Raw genomic sequence first — 25,281 nt, 5'->3', positions numbered from 1 at the left:
GCGGAGGCGTTGATGAGGGTGAGGCTAGAAAAAGCTGAGGTTGCTGTGCGGCTTGCCGAGCTGGGGACGTGGAGCTTAGAGGCAGAAGAGAGTAAGTGGATGGTACGCAAGTACCGATTTACAACTTTCATGCAGGGAATTACCTTCGTGGGTGAAGTCGCCCGACTATCGGAAGCAGTGAACCATCATCCCATGATTGCCATCGATTATAAAATGGTGACGCTGCGCCTGACCTCGTGGAGTGCTGGCGGTTTGACCGAACTCGATTTCTCGACCGCTGCGAAGTTTGATCAGGCGTATACGGAGCTAACGCGCTAAGATGATGGTCGGACCCGTGTAGACCATGCAGTGGAAGTCTGCGGGACCGGTCGGTGTCCATTTCTCGTAGGTATCTGTGATAGTAAAAGCGGCACGTTGGTAAGCGCGAATCGCTCGCTCGTTCCAGATGAGCACTTCGAGATCGATTTCTTGTTCGGGAGCGCGTTGCTGTGCTTCAGCTACGAGCAGTTGAACAAATCGCGTGCCGAGTCCACTGCCGTTGTCATTTGTACCCTTGTTGTTGCGTCCGCTCTCGCCTCGACCTTCGCTGCTGCTACCCCCGCCTCTACCGCAAAGATTCGGTCGAAGCCCAAGTCCTAGTCGGGTAACACCCACAATGGGAAAGAACTGCACGAACCCGTGTAATGTCCCTGATTCATCGACAACACCGCGATACTGATCTTCTCGTATTTGCGGATCAGCGAATTCGGATTGGTTCTGAAGCATGGTGGCCCAAGGGGACCAATTGTAGATATCGTAAGGAGCGGGATAGATCCACGTGCAGAGTTCCTGACAAGCCGTTTCGGTTAGTGGAACCACACGCCATGGTAAAGTTAAGGTAATAGGTTGAGGCATATTTTGGGCAACCTTTCTATAGGCAGTATTTGGCCATTGTTCTATTTTAAAATAACAATCCCCCTAATTCCACCCGATGTTTGAAAGATACGGAACGAGAGGACGCTATTTGGATGGAAATACGCAATTCGGAGAAGTTACGGAACTACGTTCCTCTATTTCTCTTAAAAAACGCGTAATTTCTCGGAAATGGCAAAATAGCGGAACGACGTTCCGTAACTTTTGATCCAGAGTGGATTCTCAGGAAATAACGGAATGACGTTCCGCAACTTTAGAAATATATGGCAATCTGCGATTGATCGAACGATATTTCAAATAAATTAGAATAAGGAGGGCACCCGTGATGACACAAGTGACCATTCGTGAAGCCGTCATGTCCGATATCCCCCAGCTCAAAACCTTAATGCTCGCTTATATTGTGGATTTCTATCAATACCGACAACCCGAAGATGAGAAGCTGAACGCCTTAATTCATGACCTGCTCGAACAGAAAGTGGGTATTCAATTTGTGGCAGAGACGGAGGAGGGGGCACTGGTTGGCTTTGCAACGTTATATTTCACCTTCAGCACGCTGCGTGCCTCCAAGATTGCGGTCATGAACGATTTATACGTTGTGGAAGCAGAGCGTGGGCAGGGAGCGGCAGCGAAGCTCTTCGCTGCTTGCAAAGGGTACTCAGCAAGACACGGATATGCAAATTTAACCTGGACAACGGCTCCAGATAACTTACGCGCGCAAGCATTTTACGATAAAATGGGTGGAGATCGAAGTAATTGGCAATCGTACTCCGTTAATCCCACAAGTGGGATGGGAGATTAACTGTAGGTAGGGGAAGGTGGCAGGAACCGTGGGAAATATCGTAAGTCAGAGTTGGCTGCTGGGACAGCTGGGGGATGCGAATATCGTCATCGCTGATTGTAGGTTTGCGCTTGGCAAGCCTGAATCAGGCCGTGAACAGTATGAGCAGGATCATATTGAAGGAGCGGTGTATGTCGACTTGGAGAAGGACTTATCCGGTGCCTTGATGGCGCACGGCGGGCGACATCCGCTACCGGATCTCGGAGCGTTCTCGATCCTTGTCGGGAGCCTCGGCATCGACGGTACGAAGACCGTCGTTGCTTACGACGATCAAGGCGGAGCCATGGCATCGCGCCTGTGGTGGATGCTGAAATTCCTTGGCCACTCCGAGGTATACGTATTGGATCAAGGGTACACGACTTGGAAATCTGCAGGGTACCCGGTTTCGACTGAAGTGCTGGCGGTATTGCCGCGCACCTTCTCACCGAAGGTACATAGGTCCATGCTGGCTAGCATGGATGAAGTGAAGGACAAGCTCGGTCGCCCAGGCACCGTGCTCGTGGATTCGCGCGAGGAGCGCCGCTACCTCGGCTTGGAAGAGCCGATCGATGCGGTGGCTGGCCACATCCCGGGAGCGCGCAGCTTTTTCTGGAAAGGCGTTCTCGGCGAGAACGGCGCTTGGTTGTCAGCTGCGGAGCAGGAGCAGCACTTTGCCGCACTGCGTGACGCTGATGAAATCATCGTCTATTGCGGCTCGGGCGTCACAGCTTGCCCGAACGTGCTGGGCCTCAGCGAAGCGGGCTTCGATAACGTGAAGCTCTACAGCGGAAGCTGGAGCGACTGGATTTCGTGGGCAGATAACCCGATTGCGACGGGTGAAGAGTAAGAACTGAAGTATTAACAGCAGTAGGCCGGAGTCTCTCATCTGAGGGGCACTGGCCTTCTGTTGAGTTAGTTGGTATTGTCTCAGTAATCATTTGAAGGCAGTGAGTATGAAAGAAGGGAGTTGAGCCCTGTGGAAATGACGTATTTGAGAACATTTCGTGAAGTGGCGAAATGGGGAAGCTACACACGAGCCGCGGAAACGCTGGGATACGCGCAGTCAAGCATAACGGCACAGATCCAGAAGCTGGAGGAATCTTACGGCGTTGTCCTCTTAGAACGTTTCGGAAGAAATATGAAATTGACGATGGCTGGCGAAGCGCTTCTGCAATACGCTAACGATATTTACAGGCTGCATGAAGAGTCCAAAGAAGTCGTATCCAAGCAATCCAAGGGTACGATCACGATAGGAACGATCGAGACGTTGGCGGCCTTCTTTCTCCCCCCGCATCTTCAGGCTTATCGTCGCAATTACCCGGACGTCAACATTGTTATTCAACCTGGGAACGAGCCCTTCATTATCGAATCGGTTAAAGAAGGTGTTCTGGACTTCGGGATTATTCTGGACCCTCCATTTACGGATCCAGAGCTGGACAGCAGCATTCTGCGGGAAGAACCATTAGTCATCATTGCATGCCCCGAACATAAATTAGCTGGACAAAGCGAAGTCCATGTGGAAGATCTGGAGAACGAATCCTTGATCATGACCGAGGACGGTTGTACATACCGAGCGATGCTGCTTAAGGTGTTGAAAGGAAATCAAGTAAGCTACAATCTATCTTACGAATTCGGCAATCTAGAAGCGATCAAGCAGTGCGTAACCTACGGTCTTGGTATTGCTTTGTTGCCCCGAATTGCCGTCACCGAGGAAATACGCAAAGGCCAGATCGTCGCGATACCTTTCGTTCATCCGGATTGTAAGTTCTATACGCAATTGATCATCGCTAAGAAAAAGTGGAGGTCGAAAGCATTTCTTGGTTTCATAGAGCTGATCGGGAGGCACTAATTATCGAAATGATTGAAGTTAAGTATCAATAACTATCGATAACTCCAATGTAGGGTGCTGTGTTACATTAATATCAAGAAATCGACAAACCCACTGGAGGTAACCCAAATGACCATTCAAGCACGCAAATCACTCGTTCTCGAGACACCTGCTGCATCACCGGAGCATATTCACCAGCATTATATGAATAAGCTTTCTGTGGAAACGGACGTCGCAGATGTACGATATGACATGCAACATGGTTTAAATGATTTCCTGCTTATCGATGTTCGCAGCGCAAAAGCCTATGGAGAATGTCATGTTCCGGGCGCGATTAATCTCCCTTCCAACCAAATCAGCGAAGAAACGACTGCCTCATTTTCGAAAGAGCAAACGATCGTCGTCTATTGCTGGGGGCCTGCTTGCAATGGCGGCACCAAAGGAGCAGCTCGTCTCTCGGGTCTCGGATTCAAGGTGAAAGAGATGCTAGGAGGGATTGAGTACTGGAGGAAGGAAGGGAATGAGGTAGAAGGAACGCTTGGACAATCTGCCCCCTTAATCGGATAGGAAAATGAAGATTTGCACATGAAGGGCTTTGACAGTTTTGCCGGGAGGCAGACGATCAAAGCCCTCTTTGGTTGTTAAAGAAAATGAAATAGCCAATCGCCATGGACACAGGTATGATGTTGGAAAGAGGGAATTCGTAAACGGAGGGGGAGGGTATGGATGACTGAAGGCAGCGAATTGATGAGAGAATACATTCATTCTTCGGAAAGGCAGCAGCAGCTTTACCGTAAAACCTTAATAATTGTGATCATTGCTCAACTATTCGGCGGAGCAGGGCTTGCGGCAGGTGTGACAGTCGGTGCGTTACTTGCTCAAGATATGCTCGGGTCGGATAGCTTAGCTGGGGTTCCTGCGGCGTTATTGACACTGGGTGCTGCCTCATCTGCGATGCTTGTCGGACGGTTGTCACAACGTTTTGGTCGCCGGGTAGGCTTAACCACAGGCTTTCTTGCTGGTGGAATCGGGGCGATCGGAGTTGTATTTGCAGCTATCGCGGATAACCTTCCGCTGTTATTCGTATCGATGCTGGTATACGGCGCGGGCACATCGACGAATCTCCAAGCACGGTATGCGGGAACTGACTTAGCTCAACCTAAGCAACGGGCAAGAGCCATCAGCTTGGCCATGGTATTCACGACGTTTGGTGCAGTCGCAGGGCCAAACTTGGTGGGGGTTATGGGGAGATTCGCAACATCTCTCGGTGTTCCTGCATTAGCGGGTCCGTTTATGCTCGCAGCTGCTGCTTTTATTATGGCGGGCCTGGTGTTGTGGGTAATGCTCCGTCCAGATCCGTATATCGTCGCTAAAGCCATTGCCGAAGCACAAGAAGCGAATTCGTCAAAAGGAATGGGTTCTGCGAATACTAGGGCACCAGCAGGGCGGAACCGAGGAATCATCATCGGGACGACTGTGATGGTTTTGACTCAGATCGTGATGGTCGCGATCATGACGATGACACCAATCCATATGAAACATCATGGACATGGGTTGAGTGCGGTCGGTATGGTGATCGGCATTCATGTTGCAGCAATGTTCCTGCCTTCCTTGGTAACCGGAATACTCGTGGACAAGATCGGGCGTACATTCATGTCCTGCGCATCGGGAGCTACTCTGCTGTTGGCGGGAATGCTTGCCGCGTGGGCACCTGCCGATTCGATGGTTTGGCTCATCGCCGCTCTGGCGTTGCTCGGACTAGGCTGGAATTTCGGTTTGATCAGCGGTACTGCACAGATCATCGATGCGACATCTCCGGCCACGCGTGCCAAGACACAAGGAACCGTAGATGTCTTGGTCTCGTTGGCGGGAGCATCAGGTGGAGCAATGTCGGGCATGGTCGTCGCCCATTCTAGCTATGCCTTCCTCTCATTAGCGGGAGGATTTCTAGCGCTGCTGCTGATCCCTGTAATAATCTGGTCGGGTAGAAGGGACCGCCCAAACGTTATGTAATCTTACTACTCTATGATAAGGGCGTGAGCCAATTGCGTTTTACATCGAAGGATTCTGTGCTGAGTCATCCATCGTTCAACAATTTCTGGATTTCTCGCATGTTTTCCTCTACTTCTTTCCAAATGCTTTCTGTTGCAATCGGATGGCAAATGTACGACTTGACCCATGATGCGTTCAGCCTCGGCTTCGTGGGCCTTGCTCAGTTTGTGCCGATGGTGCTGCTTACTTTCGTTGTTGGGCAGGTTGCAGACCGATTCGATCGTCGGAAGATTGTCTTCATCTGTCAGATCATCGAAGCTTTGATTGCTGCCTTGCTGCTGTTGGGCAACCTTCATAACTGGTTGGGCCGTGAAGAAATTCTGGTGGCGGCTGCCATCCTCGGCGCTTGTCGTGCCTTTGAGGGGCCTTCATCCTCTGCGTTACTCCCACAATTGGTACCGAAAGCCATCATGCAACAGGCGATCGCCTGGAGCACATCCGTCGGACAGACGTCTCAAATTTTGGGTCCATCATTGGGTGGATTATTGTTCTCCATAGGACCTGCTTTCGTATACAGCACAGCTGCAATTGCCCTGCTCGGCGCTGGTATCCTTACGTTCCTGATTCAAATGGCGCCTATCGAACGAAAGTTCGAGCCTATCACAATACGTTCTGTCTTCATGGGGTTGACTTTTATTTATCGAAAACCGATTATTCTGGGAACGATCTCACTGGATCTCTTTGCTGTTCTATTAGGTGGAGCGACAGCGTTATTGCCGATCTTTGCGCAGGACATTTTGCATACGGGACCAGTGGGACTTGGACTTTTGCGAACCTCACCAGCGATAGGTGCCTTGTTGATGTCGATCGTGCTGGCCTATTTTCCGCTTAAAAAATCAGTCGGACCTAAGTTGTTCGGGGCTCTCGCTGTCTTTGGACTCGCAACGATGCTTTTCGCTATTTCGACGAACCTGTTCGTATCGTTATTCGCTTTATTCCTCGTGGGCGCTTCGGACGTGGTTAGTGTCGTAATTAGGTCTTCCCTCGTACAGCTGCAAACGCCGGATGAGATGCGAGGCAGAGTCAACGCTGTGAATTCTCTTTTCATTGGGACATCGAATCAGCTTGGCGAGTTCGAATCGGGCATTGTGGCAGGGTTCATAGGAGCTGCTCCGGCCGCATTCGTTGGGGGAATAGGGACGCTCGCTGTTGCGGGCTTATGGATGTATCTGTTTCCATCGCTCCGGCGGCTGCGGTCATTGTCAGGAAGTTAACAAAACCACCCTGAGCTTGTGCACTTCATGCAGGCTTGGGGTGGTTTTTTCTGCGAATAAAAGCCGTAATCCTTGGTTAGGCTGTGGGTAACATAGTTTGGGGAAAGGGGGAGAATCGATTGAAATTTGAGCTAGGGCGCTGTTTATTGCAAGAACGAATGGTGGAACACGGAATCACTATGCCAGAACTAAGCCGTGCGTTACATTATAAGCCAGAGCGAATCGTAGATTATATGCAAAATAAGAGAATCATGCCCCTGAAAGTAGCCATTTCGATTGCGGATACGATCGGTTGCCAAGTAAACGACTTATATGAATTGATAGGGGAAGAAAAAGCCCACTCTCAATAAAGAGGAGAGTGGGCTTTTCTGATTTTAAGTCAAAGAGAAGGTTATAGTACAATCTGTGATCTGAGATGAATTGACCCGCTTGTGTAGGTTTCGTTATTGTAAGTGATATTTTCGGCCACATAAAATGTTGAAACATTTGGATTAGCAAGTGCATTTACTAATCCGGTAGCGTTGTTTACAAACGCAGTAAGGTTACTTGTACCATCCGTGATAAAGTAATTCATTTGAGGTACTATTCTAATAAATCCTGTATAATTTCCTAGACCGTTTACCTTAACTATTCCTACAAAGCTGAGAAGTGCTGTTCGAAGTTTCGTGTCGTCACTTCCAACATCGCAATAGATATCTAAATAGTTCCAACCGACATGTGGAAAAGGATCGAATGAAATTGAAAAATAAGGAGCAGATAGCTTGGTGTTGGAAGCATACATACCATCGAGCCTTATATCTCGGTTGAAAGCGAACGGTTCAGTTAGAGCTATATCATTGAGTAGTAAAATATAAGGAACGTTAGTATCAGCGTATGCCGCTAATAGCTGCTCTTTACTACTTACAGCTACACCTGTTTGTAGGTTAAGATTCTTATAATTTTGCCCCATATTAACAATAAATGGCGGCATCGGATACAAAATATATCCTGCTTTTTCAATCGTAAGCGTATAACTTGCATTTGCAGGGATATCTGTAAAGGTAAAGGCACCGTCAGCATCCGATGTGACTTTTTGTACATAACTACCTTCATTTGCTAGCAGAGTGACACGCACATTAGATAACACGTTTGCACCGATCTCCCTAACAACACCTGTTAATGTTCCCGTCAATTGAGGAATAGTTTCCTTCTCAAGATGAATGGTCGGTAGCGATGTGCTGCCTGTCGTTACGCTAAAGGGCTGAGAAACCTTTACATATGTATCCTTCGTTATGGTTAAGCATTGATCGCCAGTTGGCACTTGGCTTAAGTTGAAATATCCGGTAGCATCTGTCAATACAGTCATAGGAGGGGTTTGACCATCGACAGTAACAAGTGCCGACTCCAATGCCTGCTGGTCAGGGCCATACACATAGCCAGAAACGGAACCGTAGGTAGGAGTTTTCCTCAAAATCAAATTACTCAAATAACGAGTGTCCCCACTCCCTATATTAAAAACCTCTGAAGCAGCCGGGACGTAGTCATCCTTCGTGACTTGAACCGTCGTCTGATAGGTAGAAGGGACATCTATGAATTCAAAATGACCGGAATCATCGGTATGCGTCACTAAAGTAGTGCCAGCAAGTGTAACCTCAGCGCCAATAACCGCTGCCCCTGTCTCATCAATGACAATGCCTGTAACTGTTCCTTGGATAGCCCTCTGATTATAGGGCTGGATTTGGCTTAAAAGATTTTGAATATCGGCTTTAACGAAGGTGTTACTGCCAGTAATAACGCTAGCTCCCTGGCTGTTGTGGATAGCTTGCACCACATCCTGAATATCAATCCCTACCTCACCTTGATCGAGTGAATAGCTGGCAAATACCGATGTCGGCAGAATTGTAAACAGTAAACAAATACTTATAATAACCTTTAACTTTCGCATATAAATATCTCTCCTACTTAAGACTATTCCAATAGTTCATTAGATACATGAATCGTACCATATGTCGGGTGTTTTTTGTTGATTTTTGGCGATTTTTGTTAAAACGTTATTGAAGAACTGCTCCTCAGCAGCGTATTAGCATCTGTAATAACAAAAAGGGCTAGGAATCACCCCTATGGGGACTCCTAGCCCTTCGTATTTACTCACACCGTAACAGGCATTAGCTGCTCATCGTCGTTGCTTTCCTTCTTTTTACGAGAGAGAAAGTAAACACTTGTTAGGATCAAGGAGGCCACCAGATAGATACTTAAGTAGCCCACTTGATGCCACATTTCAGTGTACTGACCACTGGAAATGACATACCTGAATCCTTGAATCGCATAGGTCATAGGCAGCCAAGGATGAATGGCTTGTGCCCAGTTCGGCAGCAGCTCAAGCGGATAAGTCCCAGCGCTTGAAGCTAGCTGGAGAATCATCAGCAGCAGAACTACGAATCGACCCGGCTGATCCAGCCATGTGACCAGCATTTGAATGATCAGCATGAAGGTCAAGCCGACGACGAAGGTAAAGACATAAAACAAGGGAATGCTCTGTACCTTCAAGTCTAAGACATAAGTGAGGACGGTCGTCGCAATCAAAGCTTGGAAAGTACTCATCAGACTAAAGGTTAACAGCTTGCTAACCAGTAATCGGAGCCCGTATGCACCTGGCGTGGATGTGCTTCTGGCTGCGTAGATGGTTGTGAACACTAAGGAGCCTGCAAATAACGCCATGGAAATGAAGTAAGGGGCAATGCCATTCGCGTAGATCGCAACCTTCCGGTTGTCATTTGCTGTGATTTTCACGGGTTCTGCCAGCATCTTAATCGTTTTGTCATCGGCTTTGACAGCTGCGGTCTGCTTGGCAGCATCATTCAATTTCGCAGCTAGTTCACTGCTGCCATCCACTAATTTCGGTGCACCTGCATCCAGCTCAGTCGCACCCTCATTAAGCTGCGCGGCGCCACTGGCCACTTTATGGATGCCCGTACTCATTTGCGTCATACCGCCAGCAAGCTCTCCGGCACCGGTGCTGACTTGCGCGGCGCCGTTTTGCAGCTTGGTGCCGCCAGCAGTTAGCTGCGGCAAGTTCGAATTGAATGTGTGCAAGCCATCAGCTAGCTGCTGTTGCCCTGTTTGTAGTTGAGTGGCTCCAGCAACTAATTGTTTTTGTCCGTCACGGAGTTTCTCAGCTCCAGTTACTAGCTTATCAGTGCCAGTAGCTACGGCCTGACCACCCGTGAGAAGCTTCTTCTCGGCGTCATGCAGCTTTTTGTTTCCTTCAGCGACCTCTTTACTGGCTGCAAGGAGTTTGGTAACTGTAGCATTCGAAGCTAGATCGGGATGCGCCGCGACGAATGCCTCAAGACCTGAGGCAAGCTGAGCGGAGCCGTCCTCCAATTTATCACTAGCGCTTACGGCCGATGTAAGACCTTCTACTAATTGCGTGCTTCCTGCGGAAGCGGAGGTAAGGCCCGAGACCAATTGATCCGCTCCCGTTTGGGAGGCTTGCAACCCCGAAACTAAGGAAGAGGTGCCTGCTAAGGTTTTCTGAGCACCTTGTTCCAACTGTGCGCCTGCATCTTGCAATTGGTTCACTCCGCTCGATAGCGCAGCTGCACCCTTGCTGACCTCCAAAGCGCCTGAGCTGAGCCCCGCAGCTCCTTTTTGCAGCAAACCAGCATTGTCGTCCAATTGCTTGGTTCCATCCGCAAGGATGACCAAATTGGTTTTTACTTGATGAATCCCATCACTTAAGGATTTTGCACCAGCGCCCAGATCGGAGGCACCTTTTCCAGCTTCGCTGAGCCCGTTCGAAATGGTTTCAAATTCGGACAGAATGCTTGTAGAGTAGGCCTCTGTCAGTGTTTTGGAAAGTTTATTTTTCAATTCCTTCGTTGCACTTTCCCCAATTTGACCGGCAACAAAGTTGTAATAACTGTTGGATTCGAAAATAATTTCTGCCTGCTTCGGATTGGCATTCGTAATCGAGGCTGCGTCTGCTGAAAATGAAGCGGGCACCGTAATGGTGGCATAATAATGGTTATTTCTCATGCCTTGTGCCGCGTCCTCAGCACTCATAAATCCCCAGGAAAAGTTTTCATTTTTGCGTAACTCATCCATGAATTCATTACCTATGTTTCGTGATTCGCCTTCAAAATCAGCGCCTTGATCGAGATTGACGACAGCAATCGGCAGCTTCTCCAGTTGACCGTAGGGATCCCAAGTTCCTTTTATTAAAAATCCGCTATATAGAATAGGGACTAAAGCAACAGCGATGAATGTGATGATCATCATGGGGTTCTTGATAAAGCGGCGAAATTCACCTGCAAATACCTGTAAAATATTTTTTTTCAATTGCGATGCTCCTTTACATATGACAATCGTCGTTAATGATGTTCCCTTTTTCCTAGTAATTATTCGAAAGATGTCGTTTTCCACCTATGAGGGATTCGGCAAGGTTAATGACTGTTACTGTATAATACCATCGACAAATGATAAAATATATTTAAGTTTAATTTACTAATATAAACAAAAAGTTAAGGATGAGTGACATTGAATATTATACAACTCCAGTATTTCATTGACTCCGCTGAGTCTGGTTCGTTTACTGAAACGGCCAAAAAGCACGGTATTACCGTTCCTGCCGTCAGTCAATCCATCAGTCAGCTAGAGAATGAATTAGAAGCTACGCTTTTTACCCGTTCCAAAAGAGGCATTGCTCTTACACAGGATGGGTTTAAAGCTATGAAATATGCACGTACCATCCTAACCAACGTCCGTAATATGCGAAACGAGCTCGCAAAGTCCAATTCAATCAATACAGGGAATATCGTAATCGCTACGATTCCTGGTATGGTTTCATTGGTTACGAACTCAACAATTACTTTTATGGGGATCTATCCTCATATTAATGTTCAACTTCTGGAGGGCGATAATACAGCGGTGATGAATCAGGTTATGAAAGGGGAAGCGGATATGGGGTTCGTCTCCCTGTCTCGCGAGAGTCAGGATGAATCGTTCACGTGGGAGCCAGTGATTAGAGGGGAAGCTGTCATTGTGGTGAATAAGCAATCCCCTTTGCGATTTCTAACTGCCATAACGGGCTCAGAATTACATAATGAAGTATTCGTTATTTATAAAGATACTTATATTGAGAAGATTGCGGCGGAGTTGATTTCAGGAGATACTGGCAACCGAATTGCATTAACGACGAATAACACTCAAGCCATCATGCAAATGGTTAGCCGCGGCAATGCCATTACCATCGCAACGGATTACATCGTGACTACCATGCCGGAGAAATTCAAGAGGGAGGTCGTCACGATACCGATTGGCAAATATAAAAAATACCCGAACTATCTGTGGCGAATCACGAAGAAGGATGTTGAGGTGTCCGCGATCATTAAGGAGTATACGCAGCATTTGTTTGCGAATTTGGAGTGAGGGGATGATTCCCAAACGTAATAACCACATTTCCCTTCTTACGCCCTGTATCCACATACCCATGAGCCTCGGCCATCTGCTCTAGCGGATAGCGTCTATCAATCACGGCTTTTATTTTTCCCGTATCAAAAAGCTCTGCAAGAAAAACCAGATTTTCTTTCTTCTGTTGTAAGCCCGAAGCTGTGAACTTGGCTTTTTTGCTGCCTATTTTGGATGTCCAGAGCATCTGAAGCATGATGCCAAGTGATGGAACCGTGGAGAGATAGACCCCGCTTGAGGATAGCGCGCCTCTACAATGTGAGAATGAACGCTTGCCTATCGCATCGAAAATAATGTCATAAGTCTGACCGCTTTTGGTGAAATCCTCTTGTGTATAGTCAATGACTTGGTCAGCACCCAAAGATTTCACTAATGCAATATTAGTGGAACTGCATACCCCCGTCACTTCCGCGCCGAAGTACTTGGCCAGCTGTACCGCATAGGCACCTACGGAGCCGGAAGCACCGTTGATCAATACCTTTTGCCCCCGTTGAAGTTGTGCCGTATCTCGAAGGAAGGTCAGCGCGGTTAATCCGCCGTCACAGAGGCCAGCAGCCGCTTCAAAGCTCGCATTGGCTGGAAGGATAGCCAGTGTGCCAGTTTCGGGCAGACAGGTGTACTCAGCATAGGCACCGAATTTTGTCGGACTAATACCGGAAACGCGGTCGCCAACCCGGAAGGACGTCACGCTTTTACCCACCGCGTCAATTTCTCCAGCCAACTCCACGCCTAGAATCGTATGTTTCGGTCTGCCCAGACCATACATGAATCGGATGATAAAAGGGTCGGCTTTACGGAACGCGCAATCCGATGGCGTAACAATGGCTGCATGCAGTTTAATCCGTACTTCATTGTCCTTAGGTGTCGGCATTGCTACCTCTTTGAGCTGAAGAACCTCGGGTGTTCCGTACTTCGTACATACAATTGCTCTCATTCGAACCCCTCCTGGATGGGAATTGATCTTTCTTAGACCTGTTCCTCTTCGATAAAAAACACATCTTCCAACGGTAATTTGAAAACACGAGCAATGCGAAAAGCCAATTCCAAAGAAGGGGAGTATTTGCCCTGTTCAAGAGCGACGATGGTTTGTCTTGTTACCCCAACTTTATCTGCCAACTGCTGTTGGGTCATTTCATCTTGATTAAAACGTAATTTCCGTATGTGATTGCTAATAAGACTTTTGCCCATCTTAAACTCCTTTCCGATAATGGTAGAGCGATGTGAACACACCGGCCATTTCTGACAAGAACCCTGAGAAGATCAGAATGATGAACATCGTGGTTGGCGCCATATTCATCACCAGCGATCCCATGGCTAGAAGAAAGCCTAGCGTAAAGACATAGTGAGAATTTCTTGTGGCTTTTAGATCAATTAATTTGTCGAGTTCATCTGAGAAGGAAGGTTCCACTTCTTTGGTCGTTATGCGAAAGATGATATTGAAGATAATAGCAATGATGATTTTGGCTACAATGGATACCGGAATAAGGATTAAGATAGCTGCCGCCCAAAAGCGGAGAGTTTCCGTCGTATCCATACTCGTATCCTGAACCTTTTGAAAGACATACCAACAATAGAAACCAAAAATCAGCAAAGTACTTATGAATGAGACGATATGCTTTTTCTCTTGATAGGACATTCTTTCATGCCTCCTGTATGATCATTTTTACCCCATGTAAAATATTATATACACAATGTAACTTATACTATACATGAAGTCAACTGTACAATACACCATTTTATATAAAAATGTCGTGAACCCAAACATGATATAATCAGCCTAGAATGATGCAGGTAAAAGGGGATAGCCATGAGTGTAATTCGTTTGGAGAACGTCACGAAGAAATATGAAGACGCGATGATTTTTCGCGATATTTATTTTAAGGTAAGTCAAGGTGAACGAATTGGCCTGATTGGACGGAATGGTGCCGGGAAATCGACGGTTTTTAAGCTGATCATGGGTAAGGAAGAGCCGACGTCAGGCAAAGTGGATATCGATCCGCAGGTTAAAATAGGGTACTTCTCGCAATTTTCAGAAATGACCGGAAACTTGTCCGTTCAGCAAGAGTTGGAAATGTGTTTCGAGCAAGTTGCGCTGATTGAACGCGAGCTGCAGGAAGTTGGAGAGAAGCTCGGCTTCGTAACAGATGATGGGGAAATGGATAAGCTGTTGACCAGGCAGGCTGAGCTGTTTGAGCAAATGGAGCATTTGGACGGGTGGAATGTATCCGTTGAGATTAATACGGTGCTTACGAAGCTAGGCTTCAATGAACGGTCGCGGCATCAACCTATTGATGAATTGTCCGGCGGTTGGAGAAACCGTGCTGCACTGGCCAAAATGCTCATAGAGCTGCCTGATGTTGTCCTGCTGGACGAGCCGACGAATTATTTAGATATCGAAGGAATCGCTTGGTTGGAGCAGTGGCTCTATCGATTCAAAGGCGCGATGATTCTAATATCACATGACCGAGAATTCATCGACAAAGTGGTCACGCAGGTGATCGAGATCGAGAACTATCGTTTTCAGGAATATGAAGGGAATTACACCGACTACATCCGCAAAAAGAAGATGCGCAAAAAGGAACTCGACCGCCAATTTGAGTGGGAGGAAGAGCTGCTCCTCATGGAGGCGGAGGCCATCGATAGCCGCGCCAGCAAGAAGTCGTCCAAGGATCGACTCTCGCGTCAACTAGCGGATAACAAAAAACGGATTGAGCCTCACCCTGTCAATGTGCTGATCACGGATATTTACGAGAGACTGCGGTTCCCGGACAAGCTGTGCGAAGTGAAGCGTATCGGGCAGACTTACGAGGAGCGGACCATTTTCCAAGACGTTAGCTTCGATATTCAAAAGGAAGACCGCTTAGTCATCGTTGGCCCTAATGGAAGCGGGAAATCCACGCTCATCAAGGTGCTTACAGGTCAGGAGAAGCCGGAGTCCGGCGAGGTGATCTGGGAGAAAGGCGTCAGCTACGCGTACTTCAACCGTATGTGGGAGGAGTTGAATCCGAAGGATACCGTTAGCCACGCAGTGAATACATATGGATTGGGCCTGGATGCGCCGCGGAAAAAGGTGAACAAATTCCTCGCCATGCTGCAATTCTCGGAGATGGATCTGAGCAAGTTCATTGGCAACCTCTCTGGCGGTCAAAAAGCGCGGGTCGCGCTAGCCAAATGTTTGCTCTCTGGTGCGGCGGTCATCATCTTGGATGAGCCGACGAATCATTTGGATCTCATGAGTATTCAAGTCATGGAGCAGGCATTGATTCATTTCCCTGGCGCTGTGATTACGGTCAGCCATGATCGGTTTTTCATCGATAAAATTGGCACGAAAATGCTGACGTTCGACCCAGTAACGGGGGTAAGTGAGCAGAATTTATAAATTGGCTGGAGGGATCGTCACCAGGCTCGCCATGGGAAGTCGCCGAGCTTGTGCCAGGAGCGACCTTAAATGAGAACGTTTGATCCCATCTATTCTGTGTGGTATTATTTAACAATAAATGAACAAAGGTGGGATCGCAAGATGAGAATCCAATTAGAAGGCATCACGATGTTATCGAATGATGTGGCAAGGCTAGCTCGTTTTTATCGTGATGTGCTTGGCTTTCGAATCGTGGTGGAAGAAGCGGCGTATGTCGAATTTGAAAATAGCGGCGTCCGTCTTTCGATTTGCTCGACTCCCCTTATGGCTGATAATACGAATGATCATCCTTCGTTTCTGGAAACACGCAAAGGGCAGGCTTTTGAGTTCAATTTTCAATGTGACTCACCGGAAGAAGTGAGCGCGCTTTATCAGGAATACGTCTCCAAAGGGGCTGCGGCGATTATGGAGCCAAAAGCAAAGTCTTGGGGACACGTAACTGCCTTCTTTGCTGATCCAGATGGGAATATACATTCACTTTTCGCGATCGATCCAAAATCACCTTAGTATACAAGAGGAGAAAGAGGTAATAACCCCTTTCCAAATCGAAGGGGGTTAATGGCAAGTAGGCTAACTTAAGCATTCAAAGGGTTTGAAATTCTGCGAATCCCACTGCGAATGATCATCTCCGCGATGAGTAAATTCGGCAGCCAGCAGAGCCAAGCAATGACACCGAACGTATCATTTGTATCCGTAAGCCCCCAAAACACACCCGCTAAAGGCGTCATGACGCGCAAGGAGATTGCCGCACAGGTTAGTGCGTAATTTCTTAGCATCCATTGACCGTGCGCGAGCGGATTGCGATCGCTGATCATACTTTTTAAGCTGAGGTAAAGCGTGTACAACCACATGAGTGATAGTGTCCCGAAACCAATCTGTGCACTTAAGCCGCCACTTGCAAAGAATGCTAGGTATAGCCCTGTCACACCTGCAGCCGTAATCATTGCCGCGTACACATAACCAATTGCACGGTGAATGTTCGGGGTGCGAAGGCGAATCCCCTTGATAAATTGCAACCAACCGATTCCCAACGCAACTCCAGCAGAAACCGCATGGGTCCACAGCACGGGATACCACAGATCAGGCATGCTGCCCTTATCGGTTACAAACCCTAGATCCCTTATGCCGTCTGGATTCCCATAGAAGAATAAGGCATAAGCCGCGATCCCAACGGCCAGAAAAGCCAAAATGCCAAATACCCAACTCCGTCTTCTTCTTCGGTTTCTTTTCACTTTGCATCCCTCACAGCTCATCGAATTCTATATGATTCGATCTTACCACTTAGGTAGTTATTTCCAGAAGCGACCGTGGTCGTAGCAGGCGCTCCTCCTTAAGTCGGGGATTGGGCTCAGCCATGCTCTCTAGGCTAAATCCAGCTCCAAAACCACCGGACAATGATCACTCCCCAGGATATCGCAAGCAATCGATGCCTCGGTAATCTTAGGAGCTAGTCGCTCTGACGCGAGGAAGTAGTCAATCCGCCAGCCCACATTCCGAGCGCGAACGCCTGGCATATTGGACCACCACGAATACATATCCGTTCGCTCTGGATACAGGTGTCGGAACGTATCGATAAAGCCTGCTGCCAGCAAATCGGTCATTTTGCCACGCTCTTCGAGGGTGAAGCCGGAGTTGTTGTGGTTGCCTTTGGCATTTTTCAAGTCGATCTCGTTATGGGCGACATTCAAATCACCGCAAACCAAGACAGGCTTCAGCGTATCTAATCCGACTAAATAGTCGCGAAAGCGATCCTCCCACTCTAACCGATAGGGCAGTCTGGATAAATCACGCTTCGCATTTGGTGTATATACCGTTACGAGATAGAAATTCTCGAATTCCAAGGTCAGGATGCGGCCCTCAGGCTCGGAGTCTTCCTCCATACCGTAACGGACAGAAAGTGGCTCCACTTTCGAGAAAACGGCCGTGCCGGAATACCCTTTTTTCTCCGCATAGTTCCAATATTGCTGATATCCCTCGCCGAGGTCGAGGTCGATTTGACCCTCCTGCAGCTTCGTTTCCTGCAAGCAAAACAAATCAGCATCCACCTCTTTGAAATAATCCGTAAACCCTTTATTCACGCAGGCTCTCAAGCCATTCACATTCCAAGATACCAGTTTCATCAGTGTTTCTCCTTGCTTTTAGCTTATGATTTTTATGAACTAAAAATCAGTGTACCATATGTTCGTCCTATAGATCTTCTTCTTTTGATGAATCCGACTAGGGCTCGCTATTACTTCCCCAAAACACCACCACACCAATCCACACCACCACTCCCCCTCACACGCCAATCCAGCACACCAACCCACACCACCACTCCTCCCCTCACGCCAATCCAGCACACCAATCCACACCACCACTCCCCCTCACACGCCAATCCAGCACACCAATCCACACCACCACTCCCCCTCACACGCCAATCCAGCACACCAATCCACACCATCACTCCCCCTCACACGCCAATCCAGCACACCAATCAATCCACACCACCACTCCCCCTCACGCCAATCCAGCACACCAACCCACACCACCACTCCTCCCCTCACGCCAATCCGTTCACTGGATAAATCCAGTAGATTTCCGTGTTCGATGGCTGAAAATCGACTTTAATTGGACAAATCCATTCAATTTTTCAAAATAGGCCGAAAACAGCTCGTTTTTGGAGGTATCTACTGGATAAATCCAATCAAACAACAATTCCCGCCATCAATTATGGAATTTAACTGTATTAATCCAATGGGGCCGGGTCTAGTCAGGGAAGTGGGCTAGGCTGAGCTAGGACGGCCCGGGAAATGGGGGTGGGCTCTCGGTCTACCTCACAAATGATCCAACGAAACATTCTTGAGCTCGTAATAACGAACATCCGCCCCTCGAACAACCGGAGTCAAATAGCCCTTGTCTACCATTGACTGAAGCCTCTTCCGCGCAGTCCGGAAATCGACATCGAACTGGTCGATGACATCTTTTGGCCTCACTCGACTGCCCAACTGCCATGCCAATCTGAGCACTTCTTTCTCCAATAGCACAGTGAAGCTCGTCGCTTCTTGGCGAATCATACGTGGGCCGATTACCATATGCAGCAGCATCCGACAAACATCAGGGCGATGCTGAATATCATCGAAGGAGAAATGAATCATTTTCCAACCCATGCCGGTTAAAAATGTTTCGCGATTCAGCGCATAGCTAAACTTCTCACGATCCATGTCCTTCACATGACTTTGATAACCATCACATTCAATCCCGAAACGACCAAAAGGAGTCAAATAAGCAAAATCAATAAACTGCGATTTGCGATTCCAATCGTAAATTTCATACTCGGGATGCAAGTGGTCAAAATGCTGAAACAATGGATACCAGACATTTTGAAGAAATAGCTTTTCCGCATGGTTATGTCCCCGCAGGAGACGCCCCTTTCTTTCACCTTTGCGAAGTGCTGTATGCTTCTCCATATAAGCTTCATGTGCGAGTTCGAAATCCAAAAGATCCAACCTCCCTCTCCAACTAAAATGAAAAAACGCCCTCTCGCCAAATTGGCAAAAGGACGTTCCTCGTCTCTGAGCATAGTATAACAAATCGCCCAATATAAGAAAATACCATACTCTTTCATCAGGATTATTGATTTAATTTCCCTCGAAACAGGTGCTATACTTTATTTATCCAACTAAACGTATAGGATTAATTCCATGCCCGTGAAAGCGAGGGTTCCCCCATGCCTAAAATATATAATAATTTAACAGAGCTCATCGGCAATACACCGCTGCTTGAGCTCTGGAATTTCAATAAACGGCAAGAGCTTGAAGCGCGAATCGTCGCGAAGCTGGAGTATTTCAACCCAGCAGGCAGCGTGAAGGATCGCATTGGCTATGCCATGCTGAAGGATGCCAAGCGCAGAGGGAAGATTAATCAAGATACCGTCATCATAGAGCCGACGAGTGGGAATACAGGCATTGGTCTTGCCTTTGCGGCTGCTGCGTTGGGTTATCGGTTAATCATCATTCTACCGGATTCCTTTAGTGAGGAGCGCCGCAAAATTGTAAGGGCGCTTGGCGCAGAGCTTGTACTTACGCCAGCTGCCGAAGGCATGCAAGGTGCGATTCGCAAAGCTAAAGTGTTAGCTGCTGAGCTGCCTAACTCGTATATCCCGCAGCAGTTCAGCAATCCAGCGAACCCCGAGATCCATCGCACAACAACAGCAGAAGAAATTTGGCGAGATACGGGCGGGAAGGTTGATATTTTCGTGGCTGGCGTAGGTTCAGGGGGCACCATTACTGGTGTAGGAGAGATCTTGAAGCAGCGACATTCCGATGTTCAAATTGTTGCCGTAGAACCTGCCGGTTCTCCCGTATTGTCAGGTGGTACACGTGGTGTACACCAGATTCAAGGGATCGGCGCTGGTTTTGTGCCAGATAATTTCAACCGGGCTGTTGTGGATGAAATCCTCGCCGTTAGCAATGAAGAGGCGATGGAGACGGCACGCCAATTGGCCAAAAGCGAAGGGCTTCTCGTCGGCATTTCATCTGGCGCTGCTGCTTTTGCAGCAGTCCAATTGGCGAAACGGCCTGAGAATAAAGGGAAGACGATCGTCGTCATCCTGCCGGATACCGGTGAGCGATATTTGTCATCGGCGCTTTATGCAGAGCTCGAATAGGAATGCTAACGAAACCAAATAGACCGTGAAGGGTAGCGAAGTCGCACCTTTCACGGTTTTTTTCATGCCGAAATTTAACGAAATTCGCCACGCAAAATTACGACATAAAAATTCTTATTGAAAACAATTATCATTATCACTATACTAATAATGAAAATCATTATCAATTACATAGGAGGATTCAATAATCATGAAACAGGCATCCGTAAAAATAGGTATGGCCGTACTTTTACTCTCGTTGACAGTCGCATGCGGCCAAGGGACCACAACCAAACCAGCTGCAACACCAGCAGCAAGTGCTCCAGCGAAGGCAGCTGCAACACCTGCCGTAACGCCGGCTCCAACTGCGGTACCAAAGGTTGCAATTGATGAAGCCAAAGCGACGGAGCTTCTCGCGCAGTTCAAAACGCCAAACCCTGCTAAAGTTATTACCGTCTCCGTGGGTATCTCTGAAATTCTCAATGAGCTTGGCGTCATGCCAGTTGGCGTACCAACTACGACAAGCAAGATGCCGGCAGCGTATGCGAATGTGACGAAAATCGGTAGTTCACATGCACCTGATTTGGAGCAAATTGCTAAGCTAACGCCTGATGTGATTGTTTCACCAGCGTCGATTAAAGATAGTTTGGAGAAGAAGTTCCAACCTGCGAAGCTGCCATCTGCTTACATTCCAGTGGATTCCTTAGAAGAGCTGAAGCTTTCTACAGTTGTATTGGGTAGATTATTCAAGCAAGAAGCGAAAGCAACCGCACTTCTTGAGAAAACAACAACGGAAGAAACAGCAGCGCGTGAGCTAGGCAAAGGTAAAGCAGCACCGAAGGTACTTATCCTCTTCGGATCTGCTGAATCCTTGATGTTCATGAACGAGAACACGTTCACAGGCAGCTTGGTGAAACAACTAGGAGCTTCAAACGTGGTCTCCGACGTTCTTAAGCTGAAAGAAGCGTATGTGCCGTTGAATATGGAAAGTATCGTTGCTGCCAATCCAGATGTCATTTTGCTAGTAGCACATGGTGATCCTGCGGCTGTATCGAAGAAATTAGAAGAGGATTTGAAAAAGAACGGCTCTTGGGAGAAATTGAACGCGTTCAAGAACGGCAAATTTAAACCACTGGATTACAATCTTTTCGGTATCGCATCTATCGTTAATGCACCTGCAGCTTTCAAAGATTTAGCGCAAGTTTTGTATAAATAAACACGGGGGAATGCATTCGTGGTCGAGAAGCAGAAAAGAAAAGTCACGTATATTGGGATTGCATGTGTTCTGCTTCTCGTAGGCACATTGCTATCCATCGGCCTAGGCAGTGTCCGTATTTCACCAATGGATACCCTTCTTACTGTATTTGGTCATGGCAGTGGTTCTAATCAAACAATTCTGTGGGATATTCGTATCCCCAGAGTTGTTCTAGCCTTAGTGATCGGGGCTAACCTAGCGGCCTCCGGTGCCTTACTCCAGGCGGTTCTGCTCAATCCGCTTGCAGATCCTGGATTAACTGGCGTTTCGAGTGGTGCAGCCGTGGCTGTATTGCTCATTTTGCTGGCTTTTCCCACCTATTTCTCGTTAGTACCCTTAGCTGCCATAATTGGAGGCTCCTTAGCGGCCATCATGGTCTATGTATGGGCGTGGAGCAAAAGAAGTGGCTTTGCACCAATCAGGGTCATTCTATCCGGCGTTGCCGTTAATGCCGTCTTCGGCGGTGTCATCGGGCTGCTCTCTATTTTATATAGCGACAAGCTTCCGACGGCACTTCAATGGCTGAATGGCAGCTTATCCGGTAAAGGAATGGCTGGCGTAACGACGATTTTGCCTTATTCTATCGTTGGTTGGATAGCGGCACTTCTGTGCATTCGCCAAGCGAATATCTTGCGTTTAGGCGAACAGGCGGCGCATAACCTCGGCCAGAACCTGACACGCATCCGTTTCACACTTTCTTTCATCGCTGTTTATCTAGCTGCAATATCAGTATCCACGGTTGGGCTTGTCGGGTTCGTAGGACTCGTCGTCCCGCATATCGCACGCATGCTGATCGGTTCCGATTATCGCGGTATGCTTCCACTGAGTGTTGTACTCGGAGCGCTCGTACTGTTGATTGCAGATACGCTCGGACGCACCGTATTTGCTCCTTTAGAAATACCCTCTGGTATTGTGATGGCGATGATTGGTGGTCCTTATTTCCTGTATCTGATGCGAAAGGGGGAAGCAGCCCGTGCTTGATGTACAGTCCTTAACGATTCGATATGGAGAGAAAATGATTGTGGATGACTTCTCGCTGGATGTCAAGGAAGGGGAAGTCGTATCGATAATCGGACCCAACGGTTCCGGGAAGTCGACCATTCTCAAAGGCGTTTCTAGGCTCATACCCTGTGAAAGCGGTCGCGTCTGCATTGCGCAGCAAGAGCTGCAATCACTTAGTACGAAGCAAGTATCACGGATCATGTGCATGCTATGTCAATCCAACACAAGTCCTGCGGACATGACCATAGAGGAGCTTGTTGGCTATGGACGGATGCCGCATAAGAAGTGGTTTGAACGCTTTAATGGGGAAGATTACGACATCATTAACTGGGCACTCGAGCAAACGGGAATGCTTACTTACAAGGATCGCCTTGTAAACTCCTTATCCGGTGGCGAAGCACAGCGAGCTTGGATCGCCATGGCGTTGGCACAGCGTCCCAAAGTATTACTGCTCGATGAGCCAACGACGTATCTGGACATCGCTCATCAACTAGATGTGTTGGAGCTAGTCCGTAAGTTAAATCGTGAGCTTAACCTTACCGTGGTCATGGTTCTGCATGATTTGAATCATGCTAGCGCGTATAGCGACAACATTTGTGTGCTGAAAAATGGACAACGTTTTCAATACGGCAAACCGCAAGATGTGCTAACGAGCGATCTGCTCCGACATGTCTACGAGGTGGAAACCGACATTCAATATGGCGCGCATGGTGCGGGTCCCCGCATACATATTCTAAAGAAAAGCAGGGGTGTGTCCTAATGAAACAATTGGATCTAGAAATCAGCAAGCTGCAGTATTTGAAATTCTCCGAAGGCTTAAAAACGTTAATGCTAAGCACGGTAGATGATAAAGGTAAACCATTCACATCCTATGCGCCATTTGTAAAGAAGGATGGTAAGCTTTACATCTTCATTAGTCGAATCGCACACCATTACCGTTATATGGAGAAAAACCCTTCGGTTGATGTAATGTTAATAGAAGATGAAGCTTCCACAGAGAACCTGTTTGCAAGACAACGTGCACGTTTCGTATGTACAGCCGCTAATATTGGAAATGAAGATAAAGAAGATATTTTCGAGCTGTTCGGTGAGCGTTTTGGTAAGCAAATGATTAATGTTTTGAAAACGCTTGACTTCTCTTTGTTCGAGCTTTCGACGACGGAAGGCCGCTATGTAGCTGGCTTCGGTCAAGCATTCGATATCGATTTGGCAGCAACGAAGTTTGAACACGTAGCCAGAGACGGTCACCAACCAGCGAAATCATCCTAATACGAGCCCGAAGGAGTGCTTATTCATGAGTTTTGAAACGGTATTACCGATATGGAACGCGATTCAAGGTCGTTTTCATAAAACAGTTCAAAAGCTCCCAGAAGCTGATCTGACCCTCGAATTGGGTTCAGCTTCGATCGGTTACATGCTTCGTCATAATGCTGAGGTTGAATATATGTTTGCGAATTGGTTTTTCGGCGTGAAAATTCCAGAAGGCATTAAACTTTATACAGCAGGCGGTCCTAACGGCCCGAAGGTAAAACCTTCATTTACGAACCTGCAGGAATTAGTCGATGATCTGACAGCTTCGAACAACTATCTGATTGAAGCGATGCGCGCCCTGCCTGAAGAGGCATGGACCGTATCTGTAGAATCGCCGATGGGACCATCAACACCACTAGAAGCAGTGGGAAGATTGATGTATCACACAGGCATTCATTCAGGGCAAATTTCGTTGATTCAAAAGCATTTCGCTGTTCAAGAGAATACGGCGCACTAAGAAGCTGCTATAACCGCAAAAAAGAGACTATGGGGCCATCTCCATAGTCTCTTTCAGTTCGGGCAGAAGCCGGGCGTTTTGGCACAGATGAGCTTGGCGTATTTCGGATCCAGCTTCGCGAGCTCATTGAAATAACCACTAACCGCATGGTTACCAGCAAACGAGCCGGTTGGAAAGTCGAGCTCAACACCCTTTTTTACATGAATATAGTGATAGAGATCACCAGTGAGCGGAGAGGTATAAACGAGCGGTGGAAGCTTAGGGACCATATCATTGCGATTGTAGATGCGGTAGTGGGGGCCCGTTTTACGGTTATATTGATTGGCGAAGGTCGTATTCCCCACGCGAGGTGAACCGTAGGTATAGACAGCGGGATCTTTGAATTTAGTGTTCGTTGCCAGATCAGAGGCGCATAATGTCGCGAGTGCACCACCCAAGCTATGCCCCGTGAGGTAGAGCTGCTTGTGAGCAGATAACTTGTTCATGGCAGTGATAATTTGCTTACGCGCAGACTGATAGATATCTAGAAACCCTTGGTGCGCAAGGCCGCCTTGCTTGGCATAAGGGAATTCGGTTTGTCTAGCAATGGCGTCGGAGATCCAATCTGAGGTAGTGGAAGTCCCTCGAAATACAATGACAATCTGATTGTCAGATTCCGCAATAAATCCGAATGGTTCCCGCCCGCTTAGCACGGATATTGCCGTGAAGGGAGTAACAATTCGATAAGTAGCAGGCAAAATAATGCCTTCCGTCCCCTGTTCCAGTTGCGTATAGCTTTGGCCGCACATCGCAGCGAGGCGAATGGCAGTTCGCGTATCCATAGAGTTGCTGAACATGATTCCATGCCTCCACAGCCAGGATATGATATACCTATTTATATGAAAATATTGGATACATGTCCTCCGGCAGCTGCCTATTTGTGTGGGATTTCAGGTATAATAGG

The 25,281-nt window shown here is 47.7% G+C and carries 28 protein-coding genes; 17 read left to right on the top strand and 11 right to left on the bottom strand.

Going from position 1 to position 25,281, the window contains the following annotated elements; translation table 11 throughout:
- Positions 1-12: 12 nt before the first annotated feature.
- Entirely contained in the window at positions 13-318 is a 306-nt protein-coding gene (locus AC58QC_RS24040) for a 4a-hydroxytetrahydrobiopterin dehydratase (RefSeq protein WP_497417573.1), read from the top strand.
- On the opposite strand, the gene AC58QC_RS24035 is transcribed toward AC58QC_RS24040, so the two are convergent.
- Entirely contained in the window at positions 307-894 is a 588-nt protein-coding gene (locus AC58QC_RS24035) for a GNAT family N-acetyltransferase (RefSeq protein ID WP_497417572.1), read from the bottom strand. The genes AC58QC_RS24040 and AC58QC_RS24035 overlap by 12 nt on opposite strands.
- A gap of 343 nt (positions 895-1,237) precedes the next feature.
- On the opposite strand from AC58QC_RS24035, the gene AC58QC_RS24030 reads away from it, so the two are divergent.
- The 7 genes from AC58QC_RS24030 to AC58QC_RS24000 all read left to right on the top strand — a co-directional run bounded on the left by AC58QC_RS24030 (position 1,238) and on the right by AC58QC_RS24000 (position 7,173).
- Positions 1,238-1,711, top strand: coding sequence for a GNAT family N-acetyltransferase (locus tag AC58QC_RS24030; protein WP_497417571.1), 474 nt, complete (start codon positions 1,238-1,240; stop codon positions 1,709-1,711).
- A gap of 28 nt (positions 1,712-1,739) precedes the next feature.
- Positions 1,740-2,576, top strand: coding sequence for a sulfurtransferase (locus tag AC58QC_RS24025; RefSeq protein WP_497417570.1), 837 nt, complete (start codon positions 1,740-1,742; stop codon positions 2,574-2,576).
- A 129-nt stretch (positions 2,577-2,705) separates the two neighbouring features.
- A complete protein-coding gene (locus AC58QC_RS24020; RefSeq protein WP_497417569.1) occupies positions 2,706-3,578 on the top strand; it encodes a LysR family transcriptional regulator in 873 nt (290 codons plus the stop codon).
- Between the two features lie 108 nt (positions 3,579-3,686).
- Positions 3,687-4,124, top strand: a complete 438-nt coding sequence (locus AC58QC_RS24015) for a rhodanese-like domain-containing protein (protein ID WP_497417568.1) — start codon at positions 3,687-3,689, stop codon at positions 4,122-4,124.
- A 159-nt stretch (positions 4,125-4,283) separates the two neighbouring features.
- On the top strand, positions 4,284-5,570 hold the full coding sequence (locus AC58QC_RS24010; RefSeq protein ID WP_497417567.1) for an MFS transporter: 1,287 nt from the start codon (positions 4,284-4,286) through the stop codon (positions 5,568-5,570).
- A 32-nt stretch (positions 5,571-5,602) separates the two neighbouring features.
- Complete coding sequence (locus tag AC58QC_RS24005; protein ID WP_497417566.1) at positions 5,603-6,823, top strand: MFS transporter; 1,221 nt, start codon at positions 5,603-5,605, stop codon at positions 6,821-6,823.
- A 119-nt stretch (positions 6,824-6,942) separates the two neighbouring features.
- A complete protein-coding gene (locus tag AC58QC_RS24000; RefSeq protein ID WP_497417565.1) occupies positions 6,943-7,173 on the top strand; it encodes a helix-turn-helix domain-containing protein in 231 nt (76 codons plus the stop codon).
- A 41-nt stretch (positions 7,174-7,214) separates the two neighbouring features.
- On the opposite strand, the gene AC58QC_RS23995 is transcribed toward AC58QC_RS24000, so the two are convergent.
- Positions 7,215-8,747, bottom strand: coding sequence for an MSCRAMM family protein (locus tag AC58QC_RS23995; protein WP_497417564.1), 1,533 nt, complete (start codon positions 8,745-8,747; stop codon positions 7,215-7,217).
- A 203-nt stretch (positions 8,748-8,950) separates the two neighbouring features.
- Positions 8,951-11,143, bottom strand: coding sequence for a YhgE/Pip family protein (locus tag AC58QC_RS23990; protein ID WP_497417563.1), 2,193 nt, complete (start codon positions 11,141-11,143; stop codon positions 8,951-8,953).
- Between the two features lie 198 nt (positions 11,144-11,341).
- Here AC58QC_RS23990 and AC58QC_RS23985 point away from each other — a divergent pair, with 198 nt between their 5' ends.
- Positions 11,342-12,232: a LysR family transcriptional regulator gene (locus AC58QC_RS23985; RefSeq protein WP_497417562.1), complete on the top strand. Its 891-nt coding sequence runs from the start codon at positions 11,342-11,344 to the stop codon at positions 12,230-12,232.
- On the opposite strand, the gene AC58QC_RS23980 is transcribed toward AC58QC_RS23985, so the two are convergent.
- From AC58QC_RS23980 to AC58QC_RS23970, 3 genes are read right to left on the bottom strand one after another with little or no spacing between them, the layout of a single operon-like run.
- Positions 12,192-13,205 (bottom strand): NAD(P)-dependent alcohol dehydrogenase, encoded by a 1,014-nt coding sequence (locus AC58QC_RS23980; RefSeq protein ID WP_497417561.1) that lies wholly within the window; start codon positions 13,203-13,205, stop codon positions 12,192-12,194. The two genes, AC58QC_RS23985 and AC58QC_RS23980, sit on opposite strands and share 41 nt — an antisense overlap.
- Before the next feature lie 32 nt (positions 13,206-13,237).
- Complete coding sequence (locus tag AC58QC_RS23975; protein ID WP_497417560.1) at positions 13,238-13,459, bottom strand: helix-turn-helix transcriptional regulator; 222 nt, start codon at positions 13,457-13,459, stop codon at positions 13,238-13,240.
- A gap of 1 nt (position 13,460) precedes the next feature.
- On the bottom strand, positions 13,461-13,907 hold the full coding sequence (locus AC58QC_RS23970) for a hypothetical protein (RefSeq protein ID WP_497417559.1): 447 nt from the start codon (positions 13,905-13,907) through the stop codon (positions 13,461-13,463).
- Between the two features lie 171 nt (positions 13,908-14,078).
- Between AC58QC_RS23970 and AC58QC_RS23965 the strand changes: the two genes are divergently transcribed.
- Positions 14,079-15,650 (top strand): ABC-F family ATP-binding cassette domain-containing protein, encoded by a 1,572-nt coding sequence (locus tag AC58QC_RS23965; RefSeq protein WP_497417558.1) that lies wholly within the window; start codon positions 14,079-14,081, stop codon positions 15,648-15,650.
- 141 nt (positions 15,651-15,791) lie between these two features.
- The gene (locus tag AC58QC_RS23960; RefSeq protein WP_497417557.1) at positions 15,792-16,196 is read left to right on the top strand and encodes a VOC family protein; all 405 of its coding nucleotides are present in this window, start codon (positions 15,792-15,794) and stop codon (positions 16,194-16,196) included.
- A gap of 68 nt (positions 16,197-16,264) precedes the next feature.
- Here the strand turns inward: AC58QC_RS23960 and AC58QC_RS23955 are convergent, their stop codons facing one another.
- The 4 genes from AC58QC_RS23955 to AC58QC_RS23940 all read right to left on the bottom strand — a co-directional run bounded on the left by AC58QC_RS23955 (position 16,265) and on the right by AC58QC_RS23940 (position 19,165).
- The gene (locus AC58QC_RS23955) at positions 16,265-16,921 is read right to left on the bottom strand and encodes a DUF2306 domain-containing protein (protein ID WP_497417556.1); all 657 of its coding nucleotides are present in this window, start codon (positions 16,919-16,921) and stop codon (positions 16,265-16,267) included.
- A gap of 129 nt (positions 16,922-17,050) precedes the next feature.
- Entirely contained in the window at positions 17,051-17,809 is a 759-nt protein-coding gene (locus tag AC58QC_RS23950; RefSeq protein WP_497417555.1) for an exodeoxyribonuclease III, read from the bottom strand.
- Between the two features lie 243 nt (positions 17,810-18,052).
- Positions 18,053-18,214, bottom strand: a complete 162-nt coding sequence (locus tag AC58QC_RS23945; RefSeq protein ID WP_497417554.1) for a hypothetical protein — start codon at positions 18,212-18,214, stop codon at positions 18,053-18,055.
- Positions 18,215-18,502: 288 nt separating this feature from the next.
- A complete protein-coding gene (locus AC58QC_RS23940) occupies positions 18,503-19,165 on the bottom strand; it encodes a putative endonuclease domain-containing protein (RefSeq protein WP_497417553.1) in 663 nt (220 codons plus the stop codon).
- Between the two features lie 230 nt (positions 19,166-19,395).
- Between AC58QC_RS23940 and cysK the strand changes: the two genes are divergently transcribed.
- From cysK to AC58QC_RS23910, 6 genes are all read left to right on the top strand, one after another.
- The gene (gene cysK, locus AC58QC_RS23935) at positions 19,396-20,334 is read left to right on the top strand and encodes a cysteine synthase A (RefSeq protein WP_497417552.1); all 939 of its coding nucleotides are present in this window, start codon (positions 19,396-19,398) and stop codon (positions 20,332-20,334) included.
- A 190-nt stretch (positions 20,335-20,524) separates the two neighbouring features.
- Positions 20,525-21,529 (top strand): helical backbone metal receptor, encoded by a 1,005-nt coding sequence (locus tag AC58QC_RS23930; RefSeq protein WP_497417551.1) that lies wholly within the window; start codon positions 20,525-20,527, stop codon positions 21,527-21,529.
- 18 nt (positions 21,530-21,547) lie between these two features.
- Positions 21,548-22,549, top strand: coding sequence for a FecCD family ABC transporter permease (locus AC58QC_RS23925; protein ID WP_497417550.1), 1,002 nt, complete (start codon positions 21,548-21,550; stop codon positions 22,547-22,549).
- Positions 22,542-23,330 carry an ABC transporter ATP-binding protein gene (locus tag AC58QC_RS23920; protein WP_497417549.1) on the top strand — a complete coding sequence of 263 codons (789 nt, stop codon included), beginning with the start codon at positions 22,542-22,544 and terminating at the stop codon, positions 23,328-23,330. The genes AC58QC_RS23925 and AC58QC_RS23920 overlap by 8 nt, the downstream gene beginning before the upstream one ends.
- Positions 23,330-23,839: a HugZ family pyridoxamine 5'-phosphate oxidase gene (locus AC58QC_RS23915; protein ID WP_497417548.1), complete on the top strand. Its 510-nt coding sequence runs from the start codon at positions 23,330-23,332 to the stop codon at positions 23,837-23,839. The genes AC58QC_RS23920 and AC58QC_RS23915 overlap by 1 nt, the downstream gene beginning before the upstream one ends.
- Positions 23,840-23,864: 25 nt before the next feature.
- Positions 23,865-24,338 (top strand): DinB family protein, encoded by a 474-nt coding sequence (locus AC58QC_RS23910; protein ID WP_497417547.1) that lies wholly within the window; start codon positions 23,865-23,867, stop codon positions 24,336-24,338.
- A 53-nt stretch (positions 24,339-24,391) separates the two neighbouring features.
- Here AC58QC_RS23910 and AC58QC_RS23905 read toward each other — a convergent pair whose 3' ends face one another.
- Positions 24,392-25,174: a lipase family protein gene (locus AC58QC_RS23905; RefSeq protein ID WP_497417546.1), complete on the bottom strand. Its 783-nt coding sequence runs from the start codon at positions 25,172-25,174 to the stop codon at positions 24,392-24,394.
- Positions 25,175-25,281: the final 107 nt, after the last annotated feature.

It is taken from the genome of Paenibacillus sp. J22P51 (assembly GCF_059692215.1).
This window is presented reverse-complemented; position numbering and strand designations above follow the sequence as displayed.

What these genes read in the sequence shown, in the direction of transcription:
- AC58QC_RS23965 (WP_497417558.1), top strand. Translation starts at nt 14,079, where the DNA reads ATGAGTGTAATTCGTTTGGAGAACGTCACGAAGAAATATGAAGACGCG.
- AC58QC_RS23930 (WP_497417551.1), top strand. Translation starts at nt 20,525, where the DNA reads ATGAAACAGGCATCCGTAAAAATAGGTATGGCCGTACTTTTACTCTCG.
- AC58QC_RS23905 (WP_497417546.1), bottom strand. Translation starts at nt 25,174, where the DNA reads ATGTTCAGCAACTCTATGGATACGCGAACTGCCATTCGCCTCGCTGCG.
- cysK (WP_497417552.1), top strand. Translation starts at nt 19,396, where the DNA reads ATGCCTAAAATATATAATAATTTAACAGAGCTCATCGGCAATACACCG.
- AC58QC_RS23970 (WP_497417559.1), bottom strand. Translation starts at nt 13,907, where the DNA reads ATGTCCTATCAAGAGAAAAAGCATATCGTCTCATTCATAAGTACTTTG.
- AC58QC_RS23995 (WP_497417564.1), bottom strand. Translation starts at nt 8,747, where the DNA reads ATGCGAAAGTTAAAGGTTATTATAAGTATTTGTTTACTGTTTACAATT.
- AC58QC_RS24035 (WP_497417572.1), bottom strand. Translation starts at nt 894, where the DNA reads ATGCCTCAACCTATTACCTTAACTTTACCATGGCGTGTGGTTCCACTA.
- AC58QC_RS24010 (WP_497417567.1), top strand. Translation starts at nt 4,284, where the DNA reads ATGACTGAAGGCAGCGAATTGATGAGAGAATACATTCATTCTTCGGAA.
- AC58QC_RS24015 (WP_497417568.1), top strand. Translation starts at nt 3,687, where the DNA reads ATGACCATTCAAGCACGCAAATCACTCGTTCTCGAGACACCTGCTGCA.
- AC58QC_RS23960 (WP_497417557.1), top strand. Translation starts at nt 15,792, where the DNA reads ATGAGAATCCAATTAGAAGGCATCACGATGTTATCGAATGATGTGGCA.
- AC58QC_RS23910 (WP_497417547.1), top strand. Translation starts at nt 23,865, where the DNA reads ATGAGTTTTGAAACGGTATTACCGATATGGAACGCGATTCAAGGTCGT.
- AC58QC_RS23975 (WP_497417560.1), bottom strand. Translation starts at nt 13,459, where the DNA reads ATGGGCAAAAGTCTTATTAGCAATCACATACGGAAATTACGTTTTAAT.
- AC58QC_RS23980 (WP_497417561.1), bottom strand. Translation starts at nt 13,205, where the DNA reads ATGAGAGCAATTGTATGTACGAAGTACGGAACACCCGAGGTTCTTCAG.
- AC58QC_RS24030 (WP_497417571.1), top strand. Translation starts at nt 1,238, where the DNA reads ATGACACAAGTGACCATTCGTGAAGCCGTCATGTCCGATATCCCCCAG.
- AC58QC_RS23915 (WP_497417548.1), top strand. Translation starts at nt 23,330, where the DNA reads ATGAAACAATTGGATCTAGAAATCAGCAAGCTGCAGTATTTGAAATTC.
- AC58QC_RS23950 (WP_497417555.1), bottom strand. Translation starts at nt 17,809, where the DNA reads ATGAAACTGGTATCTTGGAATGTGAATGGCTTGAGAGCCTGCGTGAAT.
- AC58QC_RS24040 (WP_497417573.1), top strand. Translation starts at nt 13, where the DNA reads ATGAGGGTGAGGCTAGAAAAAGCTGAGGTTGCTGTGCGGCTTGCCGAG.